Origin of the sequence: Kitasatospora sp. NPDC088391, from assembly GCF_044753345.1 — a bacterium.
In the GTDB taxonomy this organism is placed as follows: domain Bacteria; phylum Actinomycetota; class Actinomycetes; order Streptomycetales; family Streptomycetaceae; genus Kitasatospora.
Map to the genome: position 1 here is coordinate 269157 of NZ_JBIVNB010000002.1, position 21195 is coordinate 290351.

A 21195-nucleotide genomic window follows, 5' to 3' on the forward strand; every position below is an offset into this window, starting at 1 on the left:
CGGGTCGGTCACGGGCGACCGGGCCGGGTCACCGGAAATCCACCCCGTAATTCACACCGTGAATTTACCAACTGCATACCTTGCGGGTCCTTGCCGGTTCCCGCACGTCTGCGAAGCTCGTCCGGAGAGTGACGAGATGTCAGAACGGCCGTCCGGGCTTGGCCGTGCGCGGTCACGCGGACGTAGAGTGGCAGTGACCTGGTCCGTCCGGCGGCGGCGAACGGACCGGTCGGACCTGCCCTGCGCGGAAGCGGGCCGGTCCGGGGCGGCGCAGAGTGCGGGAGGGCGTGCGGGGTGGCGGGCGACTCGGTGTGGATCGACCTCGACGAGGTCGACGCGGCGGCGAAACTGATCATGGACCTGTTGGACGAGCTGGAGGGCCCCGCGAACCAACTGGAGGCAAAGATCAAGCAGGTGCGGGCCTCCGTCTACGGGACGGACCTGCTGGGCAAGTCGCTGCAGGGCGGCGGCTCCTCGGTCGGCGGGCTGGCTGACCACCAGGAGCAGGTGCTCGCGGGCATCCGCACCCTGATCCAGAACGCCACCGCGATGGGCCAGAACCTCAAGACCATGGCCGACAGCCACCGGTCCAACGACGAGGCGCGCGCCGCCGAACTCGGCCGGATCACCGACACCGGGGCGATGCCCGCCGACCCGAACCTGGCCGGCCTGCGGATCGGCACCGTCGAATCCGTCCCCGCCACCCCGCTCACCCGGCCGGACGCGGCGCCCGGCCAGGTCGTCACCGGCGACGACCCGCCGCTGCCCCCGCCCGCCCCGGTCGTGACGATCGGCACCACCAACCCCGGCGGCGGCTACCACGACCCGGACGCGCCCGACCTCGAGTACAACCACGGCAACCCGCTGGTCGAGCGGCTGAACCACGGCGGCGGCGCCGGACCCCGCATGGTCTGACCTCGTCCGTCGCCTTGCCGACGGGCCGTCACCTCGCATCCTTCCCCAGGCCGTTCGCGGCCCGCGCCGGCTCCCGCCGGTCCACGCTCCGTACCCGATCGCCCTCCCGGAGAGCCTCCCGCCATGATCGAGCTGCCCGCCGACCTCGCCGAGGTACTGAAGACCGTCCAGAGCAACGAGCACGGCGCGGACATCGCCTTCCCCGACGGCGACGAGGAACTGCTCGCCGAACTCGGCGCGGCCTGGGACAAGTGGAACCAGATCGCCGACACCCACATCCGGGGGATCGCCGACGCCGCCCAGCGTGCGATGGGCAACATGTCCGGCCCCGCCGCCGAGAGCTTCCAGCAGTACCTGGAGAAGTTCGCGGGCGGCGACGGCTCGCACGTCGCCACCACCCTGCAGTCCGGCTTCACCGTCGCCAACTCGCTGCACGGCGCCTCGCAGGCCGTCACCGGCACCAAGAACGAGATGGTCCGCGAACTCCAGTACGCCAAGGAGTACATGGAGCAGAACCCGGCGGGCAAGCACGACGACATCGCCCAGTCCGAAGGCATCAAGCAGGCCGCCGAGGTCTACCACCAGTACATCGGCCAGGTCGGCAACGGCGTCGACGGCATGCTCCGGCAGAGCGCCGACCACATCACCACCATGACCGGCATGGGCCAGACCTGCGCCCTCAACGGCTCGGGCGGGAACGGCGGTTCGGGCGGCACCGGGACGGGCGGCACGATGAGCGCCACCGACCGCACCCGCACCCTCCCGAACGGGATGCTCGCCCCCGACGGAACCGTCGTCGGCGGGCCCGACGGCACCGGCGGGCCCGGCAGCACCGGCACGCCGACCCCCTTCAACCTGCCCACCCCGCCGGACGGTTCGACCGCGCTCGGCGGCGCCAACGGCGGACCCGCCTCGCCCACTCCCTTCAACCTGTCCACCGGTCCCGGCGGTTCGGGCGCGTTCGGCGGAACCGGCGGAACTCCCGGCGGCGGCGCGGGCGGTGGCGGTGCGGGCGGCGGCAACGGCCTGGCGCCGTTCAGCATGCCCGCCCCGAACATGCCGAGCTTCGGCGGCCCGGGGGGCAACACGGGCGGCAGCATGCCGACGTTCACCCCGCCGAGCTTCAGCCCCGGTTCGGGCTCGCTCGGCCTGGCCGGACTCGGCGACCTCGGCGGTCCCGGCGGTCCCGGCGCCACGATGTCCCCGACGCCGTTCAACCTCAACCCCGGCCCCGGCATGGGCGGCACCGGCAACCTCGGCGGGCCCGGCGGCAGCACCGCCCCCTTCAACCTCGGCAACCCGCTGGCCAACATCGGCAACCTCGGCGGCCCGGGCGGCAGCACCGGCCGCCCCAGCACCGGCGGCCTCACCGGACGCGGCGGCCTCAGCCCCTTCGGCAGCACCGGCAGCAGCCCGTTCGGCCTCGGCGGCCCGGGCGGCAGCTCCGCCCGCAGCGGCGTCGTCGGCGGCGGCTCGGCCCGCCCCGGCGGCGGCGCGATGGGCGGAGCCGGGCTGCGCGGCGGCGCGGGCGGCAGCGGCCTCGGCGCGGGCAGCTCGCTGGCCTCCCGGGCCGGCGGCGGCCTCGGCGCCTCCGCGAACGGCATGTCCGGGGCCGGATCGGCGGTCGGCAGGGCCGGGGCGGGCGTCCTCGGCGCGGGCGGCACCTCCGGCCGCGGCGGCTCGGCCGGCGCGGCCGGCACCCCCGGCGCGGCCGGCGGTCACGGCCCCGGCATGGGCGGCGCCCACGGCGGCGGCCGCGGCGGCAAGGAGGGCCGGGCCGGCAACCGCTTCCTCAGCCCCACCCGCTTCGGCGAGGAGGGCGAGGAGGACGAGGAGCTGCTGGGCGACGCCGGCATCCTCGGCCAGGCCGGCGAGGTCGACCCGCGCGACCGCCACTGGCAGCGCGCCCGCCGCCGCTGGCTGGACGACGCCCGCGCCGACGGCACCTTCACCCTCCCCGAGCCCGCCCCGGCCCCCACCGCCCCGGCCGGTCCCGCCAGCGAGCAGGAGGCGCTCAGCCAGCTGGCCGGCGTCCTGCTCGGCGGCGGCGCGGCCACCGGCGACACGGCCCCGGACGGCGTCCCCGCGCCGGACCCGACGACCGCCCCCGCCGTCGACCTGACTACCCGTCAGGAGACCGCCACCGCACCGGCGGAGAGCACCGACGACGCCTACCTGGAGCGCTCGCGCAGCGCCGCCGCCCGCCGCGGCCACCCGGACGCGCCCGACGCCACGGCCGGTGCCACGGCCGGTGCCACGGCCGGTGCCACCGCTTCGGGAACGGCTTCGGCCGCCGCCGGGGACGCGGCCGCCGCGCCGCAGCGCGCCCCGCTCCGCGAGGAGGGCGGCTACCAGGTGCCCAGCCCGTTCCTGCGCGCCGCCCTGTCCCGGCTGGCCGCCGCGCCCGCCGCCGACTGACCGCGCCCGCCCGTCGACCGCCGCACTGACGAAGGACCACCATGAGCAACGACGAGCAGGTCTGGTACACCGAACCCGCGCACGTCGCCCGGGAGTTGCCGGAGGAGCCACTTGCGCCCACGCACTTCCGGGTCGGCACCGTCCAGCAGGAGAGCGTCCCGCTGGAGCCGATGCAGCGGGTGCAGGCCAGGGAGGCCGACGCCCCGTTGGAGGCCGCCCACCAGGTGTTCCCCGCGCAGCAGGCCGAACCCCTGCAGGCCGCGCACCGGCTGCTGCCCACCCAGGAGGGCGAACTGCTCCGGCCGACGGACCGGCTGACCCCCGCCCACGAGGGCGTGCCGCTGCAGCCCTTCGATCGGGCCACGCCGGTGGAGACCACGCCGTTGCAGCCCTTCGAACGGGCCCGGCCGGTGGAGACGACACCGCTGCAGCCCTTCGAGCGGGCGATGCCGACGGAGACCACGCCGCTGCGGGCCCGGGACCTCGCCGAGCCCCTGCAGGCGGAGCGCGGCCGTGACCTCGCCCAGCCGCTGCAGCGGACCGAGGCCGTCCGGCGGGACGCCGCGAAGCCCACCGCCCGGACCGAGGCGACCAAGCGGCGCGCCGACGGCGCCTCCGGCAACGCCGGGAAGGGCTTCCAGGTCGACCCCGCGCAGTACCAGTCCGCGGTGTCGCCGATGCTCGCCGCGTCCGAGCAGGTCGCCAACCTCTACCGCTCGCTGAGCGCCTTCCTGCCCTCGATGGAGGCCCAGAACCCCTGGGGCAACGACGAGTCGGGCAAGAAGTTCGCCGAGGGCGAGAAGGGCTACCTGAAGTACAGCAAGGACACCCTGGACGTCCTCAAGGGACTCCCGGACGCCCTCAAGGGCATCGCCGACGGCCTGAAGGCGATGGCCGCCGGCTACGAGAACGCCGACGGCGGGGTCGTCGCCGAACTCGCCGGCATCGAGACCGACGCGGTGGCGATGCCCGCCTCGCCCGCGATGCCCACCACCCCCGTGCACGTCCCGATGACCCCGCGGACCACCCAGAGCGGAAGGCACTGACCCCATGGCTGTCGAACTCCCGGAGCCGCTCCAGTGGGTCCTCCTCCTGCTCGCCGGCACCCGGTGGCCGGAGGCGGACGAGGACCAGCTGCGCGACATGGCCGAGCACTGCCGGAAGACGGCGGACGGTCTGAAGGACGCCGCGCAGGGCGCCGACAACGCGGTCAAACGCGCGCTGGAGGGCCAACAGGGCGTCGCGGCCGAGGCGTTGGGCAAGTACTGGGAGAAGTACTCGGTCGGCAAGGGCACCGAACAGGACCCCGGCTACCTCCCCGGCGCGGTCAACGCGCTCAACGGCATGGGCGACATGCTGGAGCAGGTCGCCAACTCCGCGGAGACCGCCAAGATCCAGATCATCGCACAACTCGGCATCCTGGCCTTCGAGTTGGCCACCGCCGAGGCCGAGGCCCCGTTCACTGCGGGCGCCTCGCTGATCCAGGTCCCGGCGATGATCGCGGCCAGCCGGGTGGTGGTCTCGCAGCTGCTGAAGACCCTGCTCAAGGAGACCCTCATGATGGCGGCCAAGCAGGCCGCCCAGATGGGTGCGATCAACCTGCTGGCCCAGGGCATCGAGGTGGCCGAGGGCCACCGCAAGAGCATCGACGGCAAGGAACTCGGCCAGAACGTCCTCGGCGGCGCGGTCGGCGGCGCGTCCGCCCACCTGCTCGGCAAGGGCATCGGCGCCGGCGGCAAGAAGCTCGGCGCCGAGGGCGCGCTCAACACCACCGCGGGCAAGATGGCCTCCGGCGCGGCCGTCGGCGTCGGCGCGGACGTCTCCACCCAGCTGATCACCACCGGCAAGGTCGACGGCGACTCGCTGCTCGGCTCCGGCCTCTCCGGCGGGGCGGGCGCGGGCCTGCACGCCGGGGCCTCCGCCGCCAAGGGCCACTTCAACACCCCCAAGGCCGCCGAACCCCCGAAGCTCGACATCCCGGCCGGCGGCACCGCCGGCGAACACGGCGGCGGCACGCCCACCTTCAACAAGCCCGACACCTCCGCGGCCTCCGGCGCCGGCTCGTACCACGGCCCCTCGGGCGACAGCGGCTCGGCGGGCTCGGGTTCGGGTTCGGGTTCGGCGGGTTCGGGCGCGGGCAGCCGTGGCGACCTCGGGACGGGCGGCACCTCGCACGACCCGGGCGGCTCCGGCTCCGGCGGCGCGAAGCCGAACGGCCTCACCCCGTTCGGCGGCGGCTCGCCCCGCCCCGAGACCTCGACGTCCGGGGCCGGGCACAGCACCCCGAGCACGCACGAGACGTCCGCGCCCGCGCCGACCCACGAATCCGCGCCGCCGCGCCAGGAGGCGGGCCGCACGGAGACCTCGGCCGCCCCGCGCGCCGAGCAGCAGCCGCACGTCCCGGCGCAGACCCACGAGACCTCGGCCGCGCCGCGTTCCGAGCAGCCCGCCACCGCCCCGCGTTCCGAGCAGCCCACCGCCCCGGTGCACGAGTCGACGCCGCGTCAGGAGTCCGCGCCGGCCACGCACGAGACCTCGGCCGCGCCGCGCTCGGAGCAGCCCGCCACCGCCCCGCGTTCCGAGCAGCCCGCCGCCCCGGTGCACGAGCAGGCCGGACGCCACGAACAGGCCCCCCTCGCGCACGACACCACCACCAGCACGCCGCGCACCGAACCGGTCACGGCCCCGGCGCACGAGCAGGCCCCGCGCCACGAGCAGCCCGCCGCGCAGGTCCACGAGACTCCGGCCCCGCGCCACGAGCCCGCGCAGCCGCACGACACCACCACCGTCGCGCCGCGCTCCGAGCAGCCCGCCGCGCAGATCCACGAGCAGGCCCCGCGCCACGAGCCCGCGCAGGTCAACGAGCCCGCGCCGCGCCACGAGCAGCCCGCCGCGCAGATTCACGAGCAGGCCCCCGCGCCGCGGCACGAGACCGTGCAGCCGCACGACACCACCACGGTCGCGCCGCGTCCGGAGCAGGTGCACGAGCAGGTTCCGCGGCAGGAGCCGATGCAGCCGCACGACAGCACCACGACGGCCGCGCCGCGCACCGAGCAGCCCGCCGCGCAGGTCCACGAGGCCCCGGCACCGGCCCCGCGTCACGAGCAGCCTGCCGCCGCCGCGCACAACCCGCCCGCCGGGCACGAGACTTCGGCGGCCCCGACCCACCAGCCCACGCCGCCGGCCCACGAGGGCGGCACGACGTCCGCGCCGCGCACCGAGCCGGTGCAGGCCGTCAACACCGGTGGTGCGCACGAGAGTTCGCCGACCCCGGACACGTCGGCGCAGCCCTCCCGGGGGACGGCGACGCCGAACCTCTCGGGGGTGTTCGGCAGTGCCGGGCAGCTGGCCGGGGCGACCGCCGGTGGCGGCACCCACCTGGACGGCGGCACCCGCCTCTCGGCCGGGCCCGCCCCGGTGCGCAGCGCGCCGGAGGGCGTGCCGCCGCAGCTGGTCCCGGACGGGCTCGCGGACGGGGCGCCGTCCTCGGCGCCCGTGCAGAACCCGATGGCGGGCGGCTTCACGCCCGGCCCGGTGGGCGGTGGCGGCGCGATCGGGCACGGTGGCGGCGGCCGCCCGTCCGCGGGGGCGAACGTTCCGCACCAGGTGCGGGACACGCCGCGGACCGGCCCGGTCCGGCCGGGCGACGGCGCGGGCCCGGCGGGCGGCACCATCCGCCCGGGCGCGGGCCGCGACACCGGCACCGCCACCCCGCCCCCGGCCCCGGCGCAGCGCGGTTTCGGTACCGCCGGCCCGCGCCGCGGCTTCGGCACCACCAGCCCCCAGCCGTCCCCGTCCACGTCCGCCTCGCACGCCAACCAGCACGCGGCGTCCGGCAGTTCGGCCCCGGCCAAGGCGGGCGGCGGCTACGAGCACAAGATCGACGGCAAGAAGACCTTCGACACGATCGAGCACTTCCTCGGCGGCTCGCAGGAGTTCAAGCAGGTCCGGGAGAACCTGGAGGGCTACGACCGGGCCGCGCTGGAGGACGGCGACACCGCCGCCATCCTCGCCCAGTACCGCAACCAGAAGCGCCAGCACGTCGACGTGCTCGCGCGCAGCGGCGACGAGCTGCCCAAGGCGATCGAGCGGGTCGACGACCGGATCGCAGGGGTGGAACGGGAGTTGGGCAACAACCAGCACACCCCGGACCGGCAGGCCGAACTCCGCGCCGAGCGGGAGCAGTTGACCGCCTCCCGGGAGCGGCTGCAGGAGCAGCGCGACCGGATGGCGATCTTCGAGCACGCGCAGCAGGAGAAGCCGACCGCCGCCCAGACCCGGGCCCGGCAGGAGGCCGAGACCCGGGTGCTGCCCGGCAGCATCGAGCGGATCAAGGCCGAGGAGGTCCGCAACCAGGAACTCCTCGACCAGGCCGAGCAGAACCGGACGGACGCGGGCAAGAGCGCGTCCACCGTGCACGACGACCGGATCAGGGACCTGAAGGCCCGCCGCGACGAGCTGAAGGCCGACCGCGAGCAGCGCGAGCAGGACCTCGCCAAGGCCGAGGCCGCGGTCAAGCAGCCGGCCCCTCCGGCGGCGGCCGGCGGCGGGCGCAAGAGCGTGCCCGAGCCGGTCGGCAAGGAGGCGTGGAAGAAGTTCGAGGACGACTACCGCACGGCGTTCGGCCACTCCGAGCACGGCGTGATGAGCCAGGAGCCGCACGCCGAGAAGACCGTGGTCCGGATGAAGAACCACGAGGTCAAGCTCGCCGACGCCAAGATCAACCGCAACCACGTCATCGCCGACTACATGGTGCACAAGTACGTGACGGCTGCCGTGTTCAAGGCCCGGGCGATGGACGGCGAAAGCCACCGGGCCGCCTCCGAGGCGTTCGGCGACTTCGTCTCGGTGATGGCCCCCGACCGGCACCGGATCTACGACGGGTTCGGGCGCAAGGCCGAGGACCGGCTGCACGCGGGCGGTCCGGAGGAGGCGGCGCTGGCCCGCCGCGACCTGGCGATGACCGAGCACGACGTCGACCTGCGGACCACCTACGGCAACGACCGGCTGCCCGGTGCGTTCGACCCCGCCGGTGTCGCCGACCGCCGCACCGCCGACGAGGCCCGGGCGAACCTGGAGCGCGAACTCGGCCGCAACGGCCTGGACGTTCCCGTCCGCAAGGAACTGGACGAGCTGGCCGCCAAGGTCGACGCACTGCATCCCGACCACCCCACCCCGTCCCAACTCGCCGACGTGCACGCCGGGATGGCGACGCTGGAGCAGAAGGTCAAGCAGCAGGCGGTCGAGGACCTGGCCCTGGTCAACGGCGTCATCGGCCCGCGCCTGCTGGACGACACCGCGGCCGCGCTGGACACCGCGGCCAAGGGCGGCGGTGGCACCCACACCCCCGCCGGACGGGAGAAGCTGGCCGGTCGGCTCGACGACCTGGCCACCCGCTACGACAAGAACGGCGGCGACCCGAAGGCGCTCCGCGACCTGGCCGCCGACCTGCGGCAGCACCCCGAGCAGGTCACCCCGGACCGGCTCGCCGCGACGGAGAAGCAGCTCCGCGACGAGCGCCCGGACGTCCGCAAGCGCGAGATCGAGCAGCGGATCAAGTCCATGGCCGACCCGGTCAAGGACGGCACCAAGCGCCCGGTGAACCAGGCCGGCAAGGACGTCGACCGGGCCGAGAAGGCCCTGGAGACCAGCAAGGACAAGCGGGACGCCGCCGAACTGGCGTCCCAGAAGGCCGACACCGACCTCGCCGCCGCCCAGCAGAAGGCCGACGCCTCCGCCGCCGCGGCCGACGCGGACAAGGGCGACAAGGCCAAGAAGGAGACGGCGAAGAAGGACGCCGCCGCCCTGAAGAGCGCCGACGAGGCCGCCGGCAAGGCCCGCGACAAGCTGGCCACCGCCCGGGCCAACGTGGTCAACGCCGACCACGACCTGACCGTCTACCGGGACATCCAGCGGCGCGTCGAAGCCGTCAACAAGGACGAACTGGCCGGCATCACCAAGCCCAAGGCCGCCGAGAAGACCACCGCCGCCCGGGTCGCCTGGGGCACCGTCGACCTCGAGTTCGTCGGCCAGCAGCACGGCGGCGCGTACGCCCGCGACGGCGCGGCGGGCGAGAACCACCCCGCCGCCAAGTTCGACCAGGCGCTGACCGCCAAGGTCGAGGACGTGCCCGCGCTGGTCGAGCAGATCACCGCCGGCCTCTCCAACAGCGGCTCCAACCTGCGGTTCGGCGACGAGATGGTCAACAAGTGGATCCAGAACTTCCTGGACCCGCACCTGGTCCGCGACCCCGACCTGCTCACCGCCGTCGCCCACGACCAGCTCCCGCCCGAGGTGCTGTACTCCCCGCACACCGCCGACCTGCTCCAGGCCGTCCGCAGCCTGGAGGCCAACGGCCTGGTGCCGCCCGAGCTGCGCGACGTGATGACCCCCAAGACCCAGGGCGACCTGGAACAGTTGCGCGCCGACGACAAGCTCAGCGCCAGCTCCCGGATCATCGTCGACGACCTCGGCCTCCCCGCCCCGCACGCCGACCGGGTGCCCGTCAGCTCCTCCGGCGAGTTCGCCAACCGCGCCGACGGCAGCAAACTGACGGACGACCAGCTGAACCGCCTCGGCACCGAGGGCCACTACCAGCCCGACCGGGTCCAGGCCCCCGCCCGGGACACCGACACGGTGATGGACGACGCCGACCGGCCCGCCACCGACCAGGACGTGCAGATGCACGACGGGACGGCCGACACCGGGCGCCCCGAGCGCAAGCGCCCCCGGGAACAGGACGACTCCGACAGCGACAGCAGCACCGACGGCCCGATCCGCCACGTCCGCCGCCGGATGGACGACCTCGACCTGAACGCCCCCGCCCCGCCGCCCGCCAACACCCCGGGCACCGGTGGCCACGGCTTCGGCAGCACCACCGGTCACGCGCCCGGCACCGACCACGCGCCCGGCACCGGACAGCCGCACACCCCGCCGACCGAGCACACCACCGACCGGGACGGCGACACCGTCATGCGGGAGGACACGCCGACCGGCGGCAGCCGCAAGCGCGGCCGCGAGGACGACGAGCCCACCGCCGTGCGCGAGGAACCGCCGGCCCCCACCAGCCGCAAGCGCGGCCGGGACGACGACGAGGACACCGTCATGCGGGACGCGGACACGCCCGCGCCCGCCGCCAACAGCCGCAAGCGCGGCCGCGAGGACGACGAACCCACCGCCGTGCGCGACGAGGACGCGCCCGCGGCGAAGCGGCAGCGCACCCCCGCGTACGAGAACACCGACGCCGTGATGCAGGACCGCGGCTACCGGCGGATCGGCCCCGAGCACGAGCTGACCGGCAAACTGGTCGACTACCTCGGCGGCGAGCCCAAGGTGCACCCGCCGATGAGCAACTCGCTGCTCCAGAAGGTCAATCCGCACGAGGCACCGGTCCGTCCCGGCGAGAACTTCCAGCGCGGCGACGACCTGAACGCCTGCCTGGAGAACGTCGAGGCGTACCGCGACACCCACTTCGGGCGCCCCCGGGTCTCCGGCCAGACCGTGCACGGCAACGTCGAACCGATCCCCGGCAACACCCTCTGGAAGCGCCACGACGGCCCGGCCCGGTTCGGCGAAGGCCCCGCCGCCGTACAGAAGTTGATGGACAAGGTGAAGGAGGGCGGCCCCGGCACCTTCGCCACCGTCCTCGGCACCGGCGCCCACGGCGACGGCCACGCCGTCGCCCTGGTCCACGACCGCGACGGCACCCTCCGCTGGGCCGACCTGACGGACCGCAAGGTCAGCCCCGCCAACGGCAGCACCATGCCCGAACACTTCGGCAACGACTGGACCGTCTGGGCCTCCGTCGCCGACCCCCACGAGAACAACATCTCCGGCGCCCACGACCCGGCCTTCATGGAGCACTACTCCACCTTCACCACCGGCCCCGGGCACACCCCCAAGGACGACACCGCCGAGCCGATGGACATCGACGGCTTCGGCAACCGCCCCCGCGCCTCCTCCGCCCCACCCGAACTGGGCACCCACACCCAGTCCCCGGCACACGTCGAGCCGCAGCCCTCGCACGTCGAGGGCCAGTCCTCGCACGTCGAGGGGCAGTCTCCCCGCGTCGAGCCGCAGCCTTCGCATGTCGAGGGCCAGTCTTCCCACGCCGAGCCGCAGCCTTCGCATGTCGAGGGCCAGTCTTCCCACGCCGAGGCGCAGCCGTCGCATGTGGAGCCGCAGCCGTCGCATGTCGAGGGGCAGTCCTCGCACGTCGAGGCGCAGCCGTCGCATGTGGAGCCGCAGCCGTCGCATGTCGAGGGGCAGTCTTCCCACGTCGAGCCGCAGCCTGCGCATGTGGAAGCTCAGCCGTCCCACGCCGAGCCGCAGCCTTCCCACAAGGAGCCGGAGTCGTCGTCCTCGCATGTCGAGGCGCACTCGGAGGTGGCTGCTCCGAAGCCCGATCTCTCGGACGCCGTACGGGAGTTCCCGCCGCCCGGGCCGTTGGTCAAGGTGACCGGTGACGGCCTGTGCCTGCTCCACTCGCTGGACGTCAGTGTGCCCGGTCTGGCCGGGGCGCACGGTGCGGGTGCTCCGGCGCGGCGGTTGCAGTCCGCCGTCGAGTCGTACTTCCGTGAGTTGCCGCCGGAGGCGTGGCCGTCCGAGGTAGTCGCCAACTACCGCAACAACCGCATCCTGCGGGGGAACCTCGGTAGTGAGGAACTGCTCGGCTACCTGCCCCCGGACGCGCGCGGCGCGTTCGCGCAGCTCCCGCCCGCGCAGCTCCGCAACATCGTCACCGAGCACCTGACCGACAACGCCCCGCCGCCCTCGGCGCGTGAGCGGGCCGCCCTGATGGACACCGTCCGCAACTGGGAAGGCCGTTGGCGGACCACGGAGGGCGAGATGCTCCCGGCGGCCGCCGCCCACGCGCTCGGCCTGCGCCTGCGGGTGCTCGGCCACGACGGCATCCCGCGCGCGGTCTTCGGGCCCGAGGACGGCCGCCAGGTCACCGTCTACCACCAGGGCGACCACTACGACGGCTCCGTCCCGCCGCCGCCCGTGACCCACGAGGGCACCGCCCCGGCGCCGGCGCACCAGCAGCCGGAGGTGAAGTCCGAACAGAAGCCCGCGCCGGAGACCAAGGACGAGACGAAGGCGCCCGAGACCAAGTCCGAGACCAAGTCCGAGACCAAGTCCGAGCAGAAGCCCGCCGCCCCGCCGGAGTCCGAGGGCGTCAAGTCCGAGGCGGAGGGCGCCAAGCAGGAGCCGGAGCAGAAGCCCGCACCGGAGCAGAAGCCCGCGCCGGAGGCGAAGGCGGTGCCGCCGTCCGGTCCGCGGCCGATCGCGGGGACGGACCTGCTGGTCGGTCTGACGGCGAACGAGGTGGCGGTCCGGCAGCGGGTCGTCGACGTGCTGGCGAACGCCGTTCCGGGGGACCGGGCCGCGGCGCGGGCCTTCGCGGACGCACACTTCGGGCCCGCCACGCTGCGTCCGATGCTGGGGGCGCTCTCGCGCGGGGAGACCTGGAAGGCCACGTTCGAGCACGGGGACTGGAGCGGCAGCGTCACGCTGCGCGGCGAGGTGATCGGGACGAAGCACCTGCGGACCGACAAGATCGAGTTCGAGAACGGCGCGGACCGGACGGTGGCGGTCGGCAACACCCGGGACTCGCAGTGGCAGTACAACATCGGCGTGCAGGCCCGGCAGTCGGCGGGGGTGACCGAACCGGCCGAGCTGGTGGCGTACTTCCACGACCGGGGGCAGGGCGAGGTCAGTCTCGACCTGGGCGGCATGGTGGCCCGGTCGAAGACCTCCGAGCCCGCCGACGTGTTCGAGTCGACGATGCGGCTGGAGCTGGACTTCGGCGACCTCCGGCACGACGGCGAGCCGGTGCGGACCGGCAGCGCCCGGACCGAGGAGGTGGACCTCGGCCTGACCGTGGCCGTCCCGAAGGGAGCGGAGACCGGGCCGGGCGAGCAGCGGACGCCTCCGCAGCGGCTGTTGGACGGCCGGGTCGGCGGTCAGGAGATCGTGCTGGACCTGGCCCCGCGCGGCACGGCGGACGACCACCGGCCGGTGGAGGCGCTGCTCGACCACGTCGAGGCGGCGGCGAAGCAGGAGTTCGGGTCGAACTGGCCGGCGATGCGCGAGAAGGTCCTCGCGGAGGTCGACTTCGGCCGCCTGCAGCGTGACCTGAAGTCGATGACGGCCGGCGAGCCGGTCTCGGTCACGCTCACCGACCGGCGCGGCAAGAGCCTCGGCACGCTCGAAATCAAGGCCCGGGTCGGGGAGTTGAAGCAGAGCGGCACCACCAAGGAGACCGAGTTCAACATCGGCACCACCGTGCAGCAGGTCCGCAGTTCGGCGCAGAGCCGGGGCAACGCGGGCCAGTTCGGCCTGGCGAACGTGCTCAAGCCGGGCAGCGCGCTGATCACCACGGGCGGCGCGGGACGGCTCGGCCGGGACCGGATCGAGATCACCGGCGACAGCCGGGTCGCCCAGTTGACCAGCAAGTCCAAGGTGCCCGGCGTGCGGTACGACGGCCCGGTGCACTTCGAGATGTCCTTCAACGGCAAGGCCGACAGCCACCCGGCGGGCGAGGCGGACGTCCGCCTGCTGGTCGACCGCGCCGACACCACCGCCCCGGCCGCCAAGGCCGAGCCCGAGACCGCCACGCCGCAGCCCGAGACCGTCAAGTCCGAGGCGGAGGGCGCCAAGTCCGAGGTCGGGAAGACGCCGCAGGAGCCGCAGACCCACGAGGTCACCGCTCCGCCGGAGTCGGTGTGGCACGGCGGCAACGACCGGGGCGGCCTGGGCGAGACCGTCGTCGTGCGCGACCTGGAGTCGACGAAGGCGCTGCGCGAGGCCGTGGACCGGCAGGGGCGGGCGAAGTTCGGCGACGACTGGGACGCGGTGCGCGAGCAGGTGCTGCGCGGGTTCAGCCAGCCGAACCTGGCGGCGCGGCTGACCGGGATGACCCGGGGCGAGGCCCTGGAGATCAAGGTGCCGGGGCACGAGGACCTGGTGGTGCGGGCCACCGCCCGGGTGCGGGAGATGACGTACCGCCGGGAGGACGGCAAGGCCGAGCTGAACACCCTGAACGAGACCGGCGCGTTCACGGTCGACCGCTCGCTGCTGTCCCGCACGGTCGCGGGCAACGGCCAGTTGGGCGGCGCGGTCGTCAAGGGCGCGCCCGGCGGTGACCTGCTGGCCACCGGGTCCGGGCAGCGGCGCGAGCGGGCGGGCGGCCAGGGCCGCCGGGCCGACCGGGTGTACGCCAACGGCAAGTACAGTGCGCCGCAGGTGATCTACGGCGCGGAGCTGGCCGTGGACCTGCACTTCGGGCGCCCCGGCGAGGCGGCCGGGGCGCGTCCGGACGCGACCGCGCCGGTCCGGATCGAGGTGGGCCTGGACGCCCGGGACACCGTCAAGGCGCAGGCGCCGCGCGGCGAGGACGGCACGGTCGCGTTCAAGCCGCCGGCCGAGTCGCCGCGTCCGTCCGGGGAGACCTCCTCCCGCCCCTCCGGCGAGGGCCGGGACGGGATCGAGCTGACCCGGCAGGAGCCGCCGGCCGAGGGCCGCAAGGGCACCGAGGCCGAACGCCCGGCGGCCCCGCACCTGGCGCCGCGCCGGATGCGCGAGCAGCACGAGCTGAACGCCTCGTACGTGGTGCACAGCCTGAGCGGCGGCGACCGGGTCCGCACGGTGGTGTCGGAGGCGATCGAGAAGAAGTACGGCAAGCCGTCGGACGAGATGCGGCAGAAGATCGACGGGACCTTCGACCGGATCGCGATGAAGACCCAACTGTCGCAGCTCACCCGCGGCGGGAAGGTCACCGAGACGATCTCGGGCGCGACCTGGAAGGCCGAGGTGACCGTCACCGCCCGGGTGGGCGAGGCGACCTACCACTCGAAGGCCGACAAGTACGAGTTCGAGTCCGGCACCCGCACCTCCAGCGGCCAGGGCGGCGTCCGCGACCGCCGGGACCGGCTGGACGGCGGCGGCCGGTTCAACGCGCGCACGCCCGTGCTCGCGGTCTCCGGCGGCTACACCCACCGGATGGACCGCAGCTACGGGCAGAACGTGGAGACGATCGGCTCCACCTCGAACCGCGGCAAGCACGTCGAGCCCGCCGCGTTCTTCGACGTGGACGCGGTCTACGACGTGTCGGTGAAGTTCAAGCGGCTGAACGTGTCGGACGGTTCGTTCGCGCAGCCGGTCGAGGCGGTGGCCCGGGTCGCGGTGCCGACGCGGGACGCCGAACCGGCCGCCGGGCCGGTCGAGCGGACCACCGGGAAGCAGCCCAAGGGCTTCGTCGACGGCCGCCGGCTGGACTCCTCGGCGATCGTCACCGACGTGCACGCGCTGCCCGGCAGGGGCGGGGCGGCGGACGGGCCCCGGCCGACCCTCGGCGAGTCGCTGCTCGCCCAGGTCGAGTCCGGCTGGAAGCCCACGTCGGGCGGGAGGAAGTCCGAACAGCCCTCCAGTGGAACGAAGTTGGAGCGCAACCCGTTCGGCTCCGACTGGTCCGGCATCCGGGAGAAGCTGGACGCCGAACTGACCCCGGACCGGCTGCAGTCCCGGCTGAAGGGCATGACGGCGGGCGACGAGATCGTGGTCCGGCACGGCCGGACCACCGTCCGGGTCGGCGCGGTGCTGCGCGACCGGATGGAGCACCTCGGCGACTCCGGCACCACCGAGTTCAACACCGGCAACGACGTCCAGCGGACCTTCCAGCAGGCCGACGGCACCGGCACCTCGCACCAGGGCCTGCTGGGCGTCACCGGCGCCGCGCCGATCGCGGGCACGCCCGTGTCGGTGACGGCCGGGCTGACCGGCACCGGCGGCGGCGGGCACGACCACGCCGACGTCCGCAGCACCAGCACCTCGGCGGGCGCCGCGACCAAGGCCAAGCTGCCCGGCAGCGCCTACCGGGGCGAGGCGGAGCTGCAGTTCACCATCGAGCGGCGGCCCTGGGTCGGCGCGTCGGTGGCGCAGCGCCGCACCGCGGCCGTCGGCTTCGAGACCATCGTGGAGACCGGCGAGACGGTGCCCGTCCGGACCGGAGCCGGTGACGCGGCCCCGCCCCGGACCGTCCCGGCGAAGTCCCCGGAGCCGGTCAGCGTCCCCGTCCCGCCCGAGCGGGTCTGGGAGAGCGGCCTGCGCGACACCGACGTGCTGCGCTTCCTCGGCGACGTCGGCGGCGTGCAGGACCTGGTCCGGCTGCGCGGCGAGCAGTACTTCGGCAAGTCCGACTGGAAGGAGATGGCGCCGGTCGTCGGGACCGTCACCACGCACAGCCACCTCTCCGCGCTGTTCGGCACCGCCACCCAGGGCGCCGAGGTGGCGGCGACCGTCCCCACCAAGCGGATCGGGCTCGGCGGCGGCAAGGGCGTCGAGGTCGGGGTCAAGGTGGTCGAGCTGGAGCACCGGACCGACGACAAGGCCGTCGAGTTCAGCCCCGCCAACGCCAGCAGTTCCGGCACCGCGCACGCCGACCTGTCCTCCCGGAACGCGGGCGCGCAGGGCCAGGTCGGCGCCCGGATCACCGGCGACGTCAGCAACAACCCGGCGCTCACCGGCGGCGCGCAGCGGATCTGGCGCGAGGGCGGCAGCCACACCGACGCCGGGCAGATCGTCTCGAACGGCAAGTTCGCCGTCCCGATGGCCCGCTACCACGGCGCCGCCGAGGTCGAGGTGACGCTGTTCGACAACGACCGCACCCCCGTCAAGGAGAAGGGCATCGTCCCCTTCACCGTCGACATCCCGCTCGCCGAGACCACCGGCTCGAACGTCCCCGGCGACCACTACCTCGCCTTCAGCGGCGAACGGCGCACCGGCGAACTGCGCTTCGGCGAGGACGCCCGGCTGCTCGACGACGTCCACCGGGTCCTGGACGGCGACGGCACCCCGTACGACCACACCGCCCGGACGCCCGCCGAACGCGAGCAGCTGAGCGGCACCGTCCGGCTCGGACAGGCCGTCTACGGACGGGAGTTCACCGCCGTCACGGAAAGCGGACGGGCCCGGATCGAGGCCGCCCACCGGCTGGTCGAACTCTCCGGCGGCGGCTCCGACAGGGCCAACGCCCTGCTCGGCAAGCTGCTCGGCACCCCCGAGGGCACCCCGGTGCCCGCCGCGGACGCCCGCAAGGTGCTCGACTTCCTCGGGCAGCGCGCCGGGCAGGGCCCCGTCACCCTCGACGACCTGGCCGCCGGGGCGAAGGCGGACTGGCCCGCGCACGAGACCCGGCAGGTGCACCGGGCCGCCTGGACCGACCGGGGGCCCGCCAGCGAACTGGTCACCGCCGCGATGGCCACCGCCGCGGACGCCGTCGGACCGCTGCACCTCCCGGCCTCCGGACAGCTCCACCTCACCGTGGCGGGCGAGGGCCCCGGGCTGCCGGTCATCCGGTCCTTCGACCTCGACGGCACCGACCCGGCCGAGCAGATCCGCCGGATCGAGGGCGAGGTCTACCTCGGCGGCGGCAACCGCCCCGGCGAGGTCACCGTCCGGCTGACCGGCCCCGACGACTGGGACTACCGCGTCACCGCCCGCCCGGGCGGCGAACGCGAACTGACGCTCCGTCAGGCCCCGTCCCCGGCGCCGGAATCCCCGACCGCCCCGGCGACCGAGGAGACGGCGGCCCCGGAGGTGGAGACCGCCCCGGCCCCGAAGCCCGACCCCTCGGCCGTCCGGGCGGGCGCCCTGGCCGCCTTCGTCGCCGGCCTGTCCGGCGGCGCTCCGGAAGGAGCCGCCTGACGCCCCGGCGGAGCACCGCCCCGGTGGCGCGGAACGGGTACCCCGCCCGCGCCACCGGGGGGCCCGTGCCCGCCGCCCGGCCCGCCGCCTCCCCGGCTGCTCCGCCCCCGGCCCGTTCGGCGTCCGGCGCCCGGTGCTCGCCGTCCTGTCGTCCCGCCGTGCGGGGCTGGTGGCATGCACCGGATAACGATCAGGTAGCCTCCGTCAACGAACAGGGCAAAACGGTGGGGGAGACACGGTGAGGTTCCGTCTGCTCGGTGCGGTCGCGGTCGACGGGGTCGACGGTGAGCTGCCGCTCGGCCCGGAGAAGCGGCGCAGCCTGCTCGCGCTGCTGCTGCTGCGCCGCAACCGGGCCGTGCCCGTGGCGCAGCTGACCGAGGCGCTCTGGGTCGCCGAGCCGCCCGCCAACGCCCGTACCGTGGTGCAGAGCCACGTCTCGCGCCTGCGCGCGCTCTTCGCCGAGCAGGGCGCCGACCGGTGCGGTGTGCAGCTCGCCACGGCCGGGGACGCGTACACCCTGCACCTGCCGGAGGGGGTGCTCGACGTCGAGCAGTTCGACCGGCTGGTGGCGGCGGCCCGGGCGGCGGAGCGGTCCGCCGAGGTGGCGGACGCGCTGGAGCGGGCGCTGGCGCTGTGGCGCGGGCCCGCGCTGACCGGGACGGTCTCCAGCGTGCCGCTGGAGGCGTGGCGGCAGACCCTGGAGGAGAACCGGCTGGCCGCCGTGGAGATGCTCGCCGAGCACCGTTCGCGGCTCGGCGAGCCCGCCCGGGCGGCCGAGCTGCTGCGGGCCGAGACCGTCGCGCACCCGCTCCGGGAGTCGCTGGTGTCCGCGCTGATGCTGGCGCTGTTCCGGGCCGGCCGGCAGTCCGAGGCGCTGGACTGGTACCACCGCACCCGGGAGTCGCTGGCGGACCGCCTCGGCGTCGATCCCGGCCGGGCGCTGAACGCCGCCTACGAGCGCATCCTGCGCGGCGAGAGCACCCCGACCCCGCCCCCGGAGCCCCTGCCCGCGCCGGTGCCCGCGCCCGTGCCTGCCGCGGCCCCCGAGGAGGTCCCCGACGCGGCACCCGCGGCGGCCCCGGCGACGTCCGCCGAGCGACCGTCCGCCGAGCGACCGTCCGCCGAGCGACCGTCCGCCGAGCGGCAGCCCGCCGTGTCGCCGTCCGCCCCGCCCGTCGTCGACCTGCTGCCGCGCGCCCCGCGCGGGTTCTACGGGCGGGCGGCCGAGCTGGCCGCGCTCGGCGACGCCCTGCGCCCCGGCCCGGACGGCGCGATCGCCCTGGTGACCGGCCCGGCCGGGGTCGGCAAGACCGCGCTGGCCCTGGACTGGGCGCACCGGCACGCCGCCCGCTGGCCCGACGGCGTGCTCTTCGCCGACCTGGGCGGGTTCAGCGACCGGCCGGACCGCGAAGTCGGCGACGTACTGGGCGAGTTCCTGTCCGCACTGGGCGTCGACCGGGACGAGCTGCCCGCCACCGTGCCCGCCCGCAGCGCCCTGTACCGCCGGGTCACCACCGGGCGGCGGCTGCTGGTGCTGATCGACAACGCCCGCGAGTCGGAGCAGGTCAGGCCACTGCTGCCGGCCGGTGCCGAGGCCGCCGCCCTGGTGACCAGCCGGAGCCGGATGCTCGGCCTGGTCGCCGCCGAACTCGCCCGCCCCGTCGCGCTGTCCGTGCTGGACCCGGGGCAGTCGACGGCGCTGCTGGCCCGGGTGCTCGGCCCGGCCCGGGTCGCCGCCGAGCCGGACGCCGCCCGCGAACTCGCCGAACTCTGCGACGGCCTGCCGCTGGCGCTGCGGATCGCCGCCGCCAAGGCCGCCGCCGACCCGGCCCGCGGCCTGGCCGCGACCGCCGAACGGCTGCGCCACGAGCAGCGCCGGCTGGCGTACCTCGCGGCCGAGGAGATCAGCGTGGCCAGCGCGCTGCGGATCTCCCGCGAACAGCTGCCGCCGGTCGCCGCCCGGCTGTTCACCGCGCTCGGCCAGCACCCGGGCCCGCTGCTCGACGGGTACGCCGCCGCGGCCCTCGCCGACCTCGAACTGCCGGACGCCGCCGAGGCGTTGGAGCACCTGGCGGCCACCCACCTGCTCACCGGCACGGACGCCGAGCACTACGGCATGCACGACCTGGTCTGGCTGTACGCCCGCCGGCTCGCCGCCGAGAACGACCGCGCCACCCGGCGCGCCGCCCGCGACCGGCTGGCCGACCAGTACCTGTACGCGGGCCTGGCCGCCACGCGGAGCGCCGAACCGGGCAGCCGGCCCTGCTGCGAGCCCCCGCCGGGCAGCCACCCGCCGCGCGCCGTCCCGGAGTTCGACACCGTCGAGCAGGCGCTGGAGTGGCTGTCCGCGCACCGCGAGACGCTCGCCGAGGTGATCCTGACGGCCACCCCGGAACGGGCCTGGCGGCTGGTGCTGACCCAGTGGCCGCTGATTCTGCGCCGGGTCCGGGACGGCTGGGTGCCGCAGCTGCAGCTCGCCCTGGACGCCACCCTGGAGAGCGGCGAGCAGGACGGCGAGAGCCAGGTCCGGGCGCTGCTCGGCTGGGTGCTGGTCTCCAACCGGCGGCTGCCGGAGGCGCTGGCCTGCCTCGGCCCGGCCGCCGAGCTGGCCGCCCGGGCCGGCAACCAGGTGGGCCGGGCGATCGCGCTGATCAACCTGGCGGCCGTCCAGAGCGAGCTGGGCGACCACCCGGCGGCGGGCGCGGGCCTGGCCCAGGCGCTGGAGATCGCCTCGGCGGCCGGCCACCCGCACACCGTGGGGCTGGCGCTGTACCACCTGGCCCGGCACCACCTGGACACCGGCCGCCCCCGGCAGGCCGTCGACCACGCCCTGCACGGCCTGGAGCTGAGCACCGCGGAGGCGCCGAACGCCCGCCGGGTGCTGCTGCACACCGCCTGCGGCGAGGCGCTGTCCGCCCTGGAGCGGCACGGCGAGGCCCGCGACCGGCTGGGCGCCGCGCTCGCCGAGGCCGAGCAGGTCGGCCACGACGAGGCCACCGCCGAGGTGCTGCGCGCACTGGCCCGGGCCGAGGACGCCGCCGGCCGGTCCGCGGAGGCCGCCGCGCACCGCCGCCGGGCCGAGGAACTGGAAGGCCGGTGAACAACGGCGGTCCACGTCCGCCACGTCATTGACAGCGGGCGCGCGGCGTCGATCTA

Annotated in this window: 5 protein-coding genes; all 5 read left to right on the plus strand. The window is 75.3% G+C overall.

The window, feature by feature from the left end:
• Positions 1-294: 294 nt before the first annotated feature.
• Complete coding sequence (locus ACIQBJ_RS05765; RefSeq protein WP_400704100.1) at positions 295-915, plus strand: WXG100 family type VII secretion target; 621 nt, start codon at positions 295-297, stop codon at positions 913-915.
• 123 nt (positions 916-1038) lie between these two features.
• Positions 1039-3333, plus strand: a complete 2295-nt coding sequence (locus ACIQBJ_RS05770) for a hypothetical protein (protein WP_400704103.1) — start codon at positions 1039-1041, stop codon at positions 3331-3333.
• Between the two features lie 41 nt (positions 3334-3374).
• Complete coding sequence (locus ACIQBJ_RS05775) at positions 3375-4379, plus strand: hypothetical protein (protein ID WP_400704106.1); 1005 nt, start codon at positions 3375-3377, stop codon at positions 4377-4379.
• 4 nt (positions 4380-4383) lie between these two features.
• A complete protein-coding gene (locus ACIQBJ_RS05780; protein WP_400704109.1) occupies positions 4384-18039 on the plus strand; it encodes a toxin glutamine deamidase domain-containing protein in 13656 nt (4551 codons plus the stop codon).
• A 238-nt stretch (positions 18040-18277) separates the two neighbouring features.
• A complete protein-coding gene (locus ACIQBJ_RS05785; RefSeq protein ID WP_400704112.1) occupies positions 18278-21139 on the plus strand; it encodes a BTAD domain-containing putative transcriptional regulator in 2862 nt (953 codons plus the stop codon).
• The last annotated feature ends 56 nt before the right edge of the window (positions 21140-21195 follow it).

What these genes read in the sequence shown, in the direction of transcription:
- ACIQBJ_RS05780 (WP_400704109.1), top strand. Translation starts at nt 4,384, where the DNA reads ATGGCTGTCGAACTCCCGGAGCCGCTCCAGTGGGTCCTCCTCCTGCTC.
- ACIQBJ_RS05775 (WP_400704106.1), top strand. Translation starts at nt 3,375, where the DNA reads ATGAGCAACGACGAGCAGGTCTGGTACACCGAACCCGCGCACGTCGCC.
- ACIQBJ_RS05770 (WP_400704103.1), top strand. Translation starts at nt 1,039, where the DNA reads ATGATCGAGCTGCCCGCCGACCTCGCCGAGGTACTGAAGACCGTCCAG.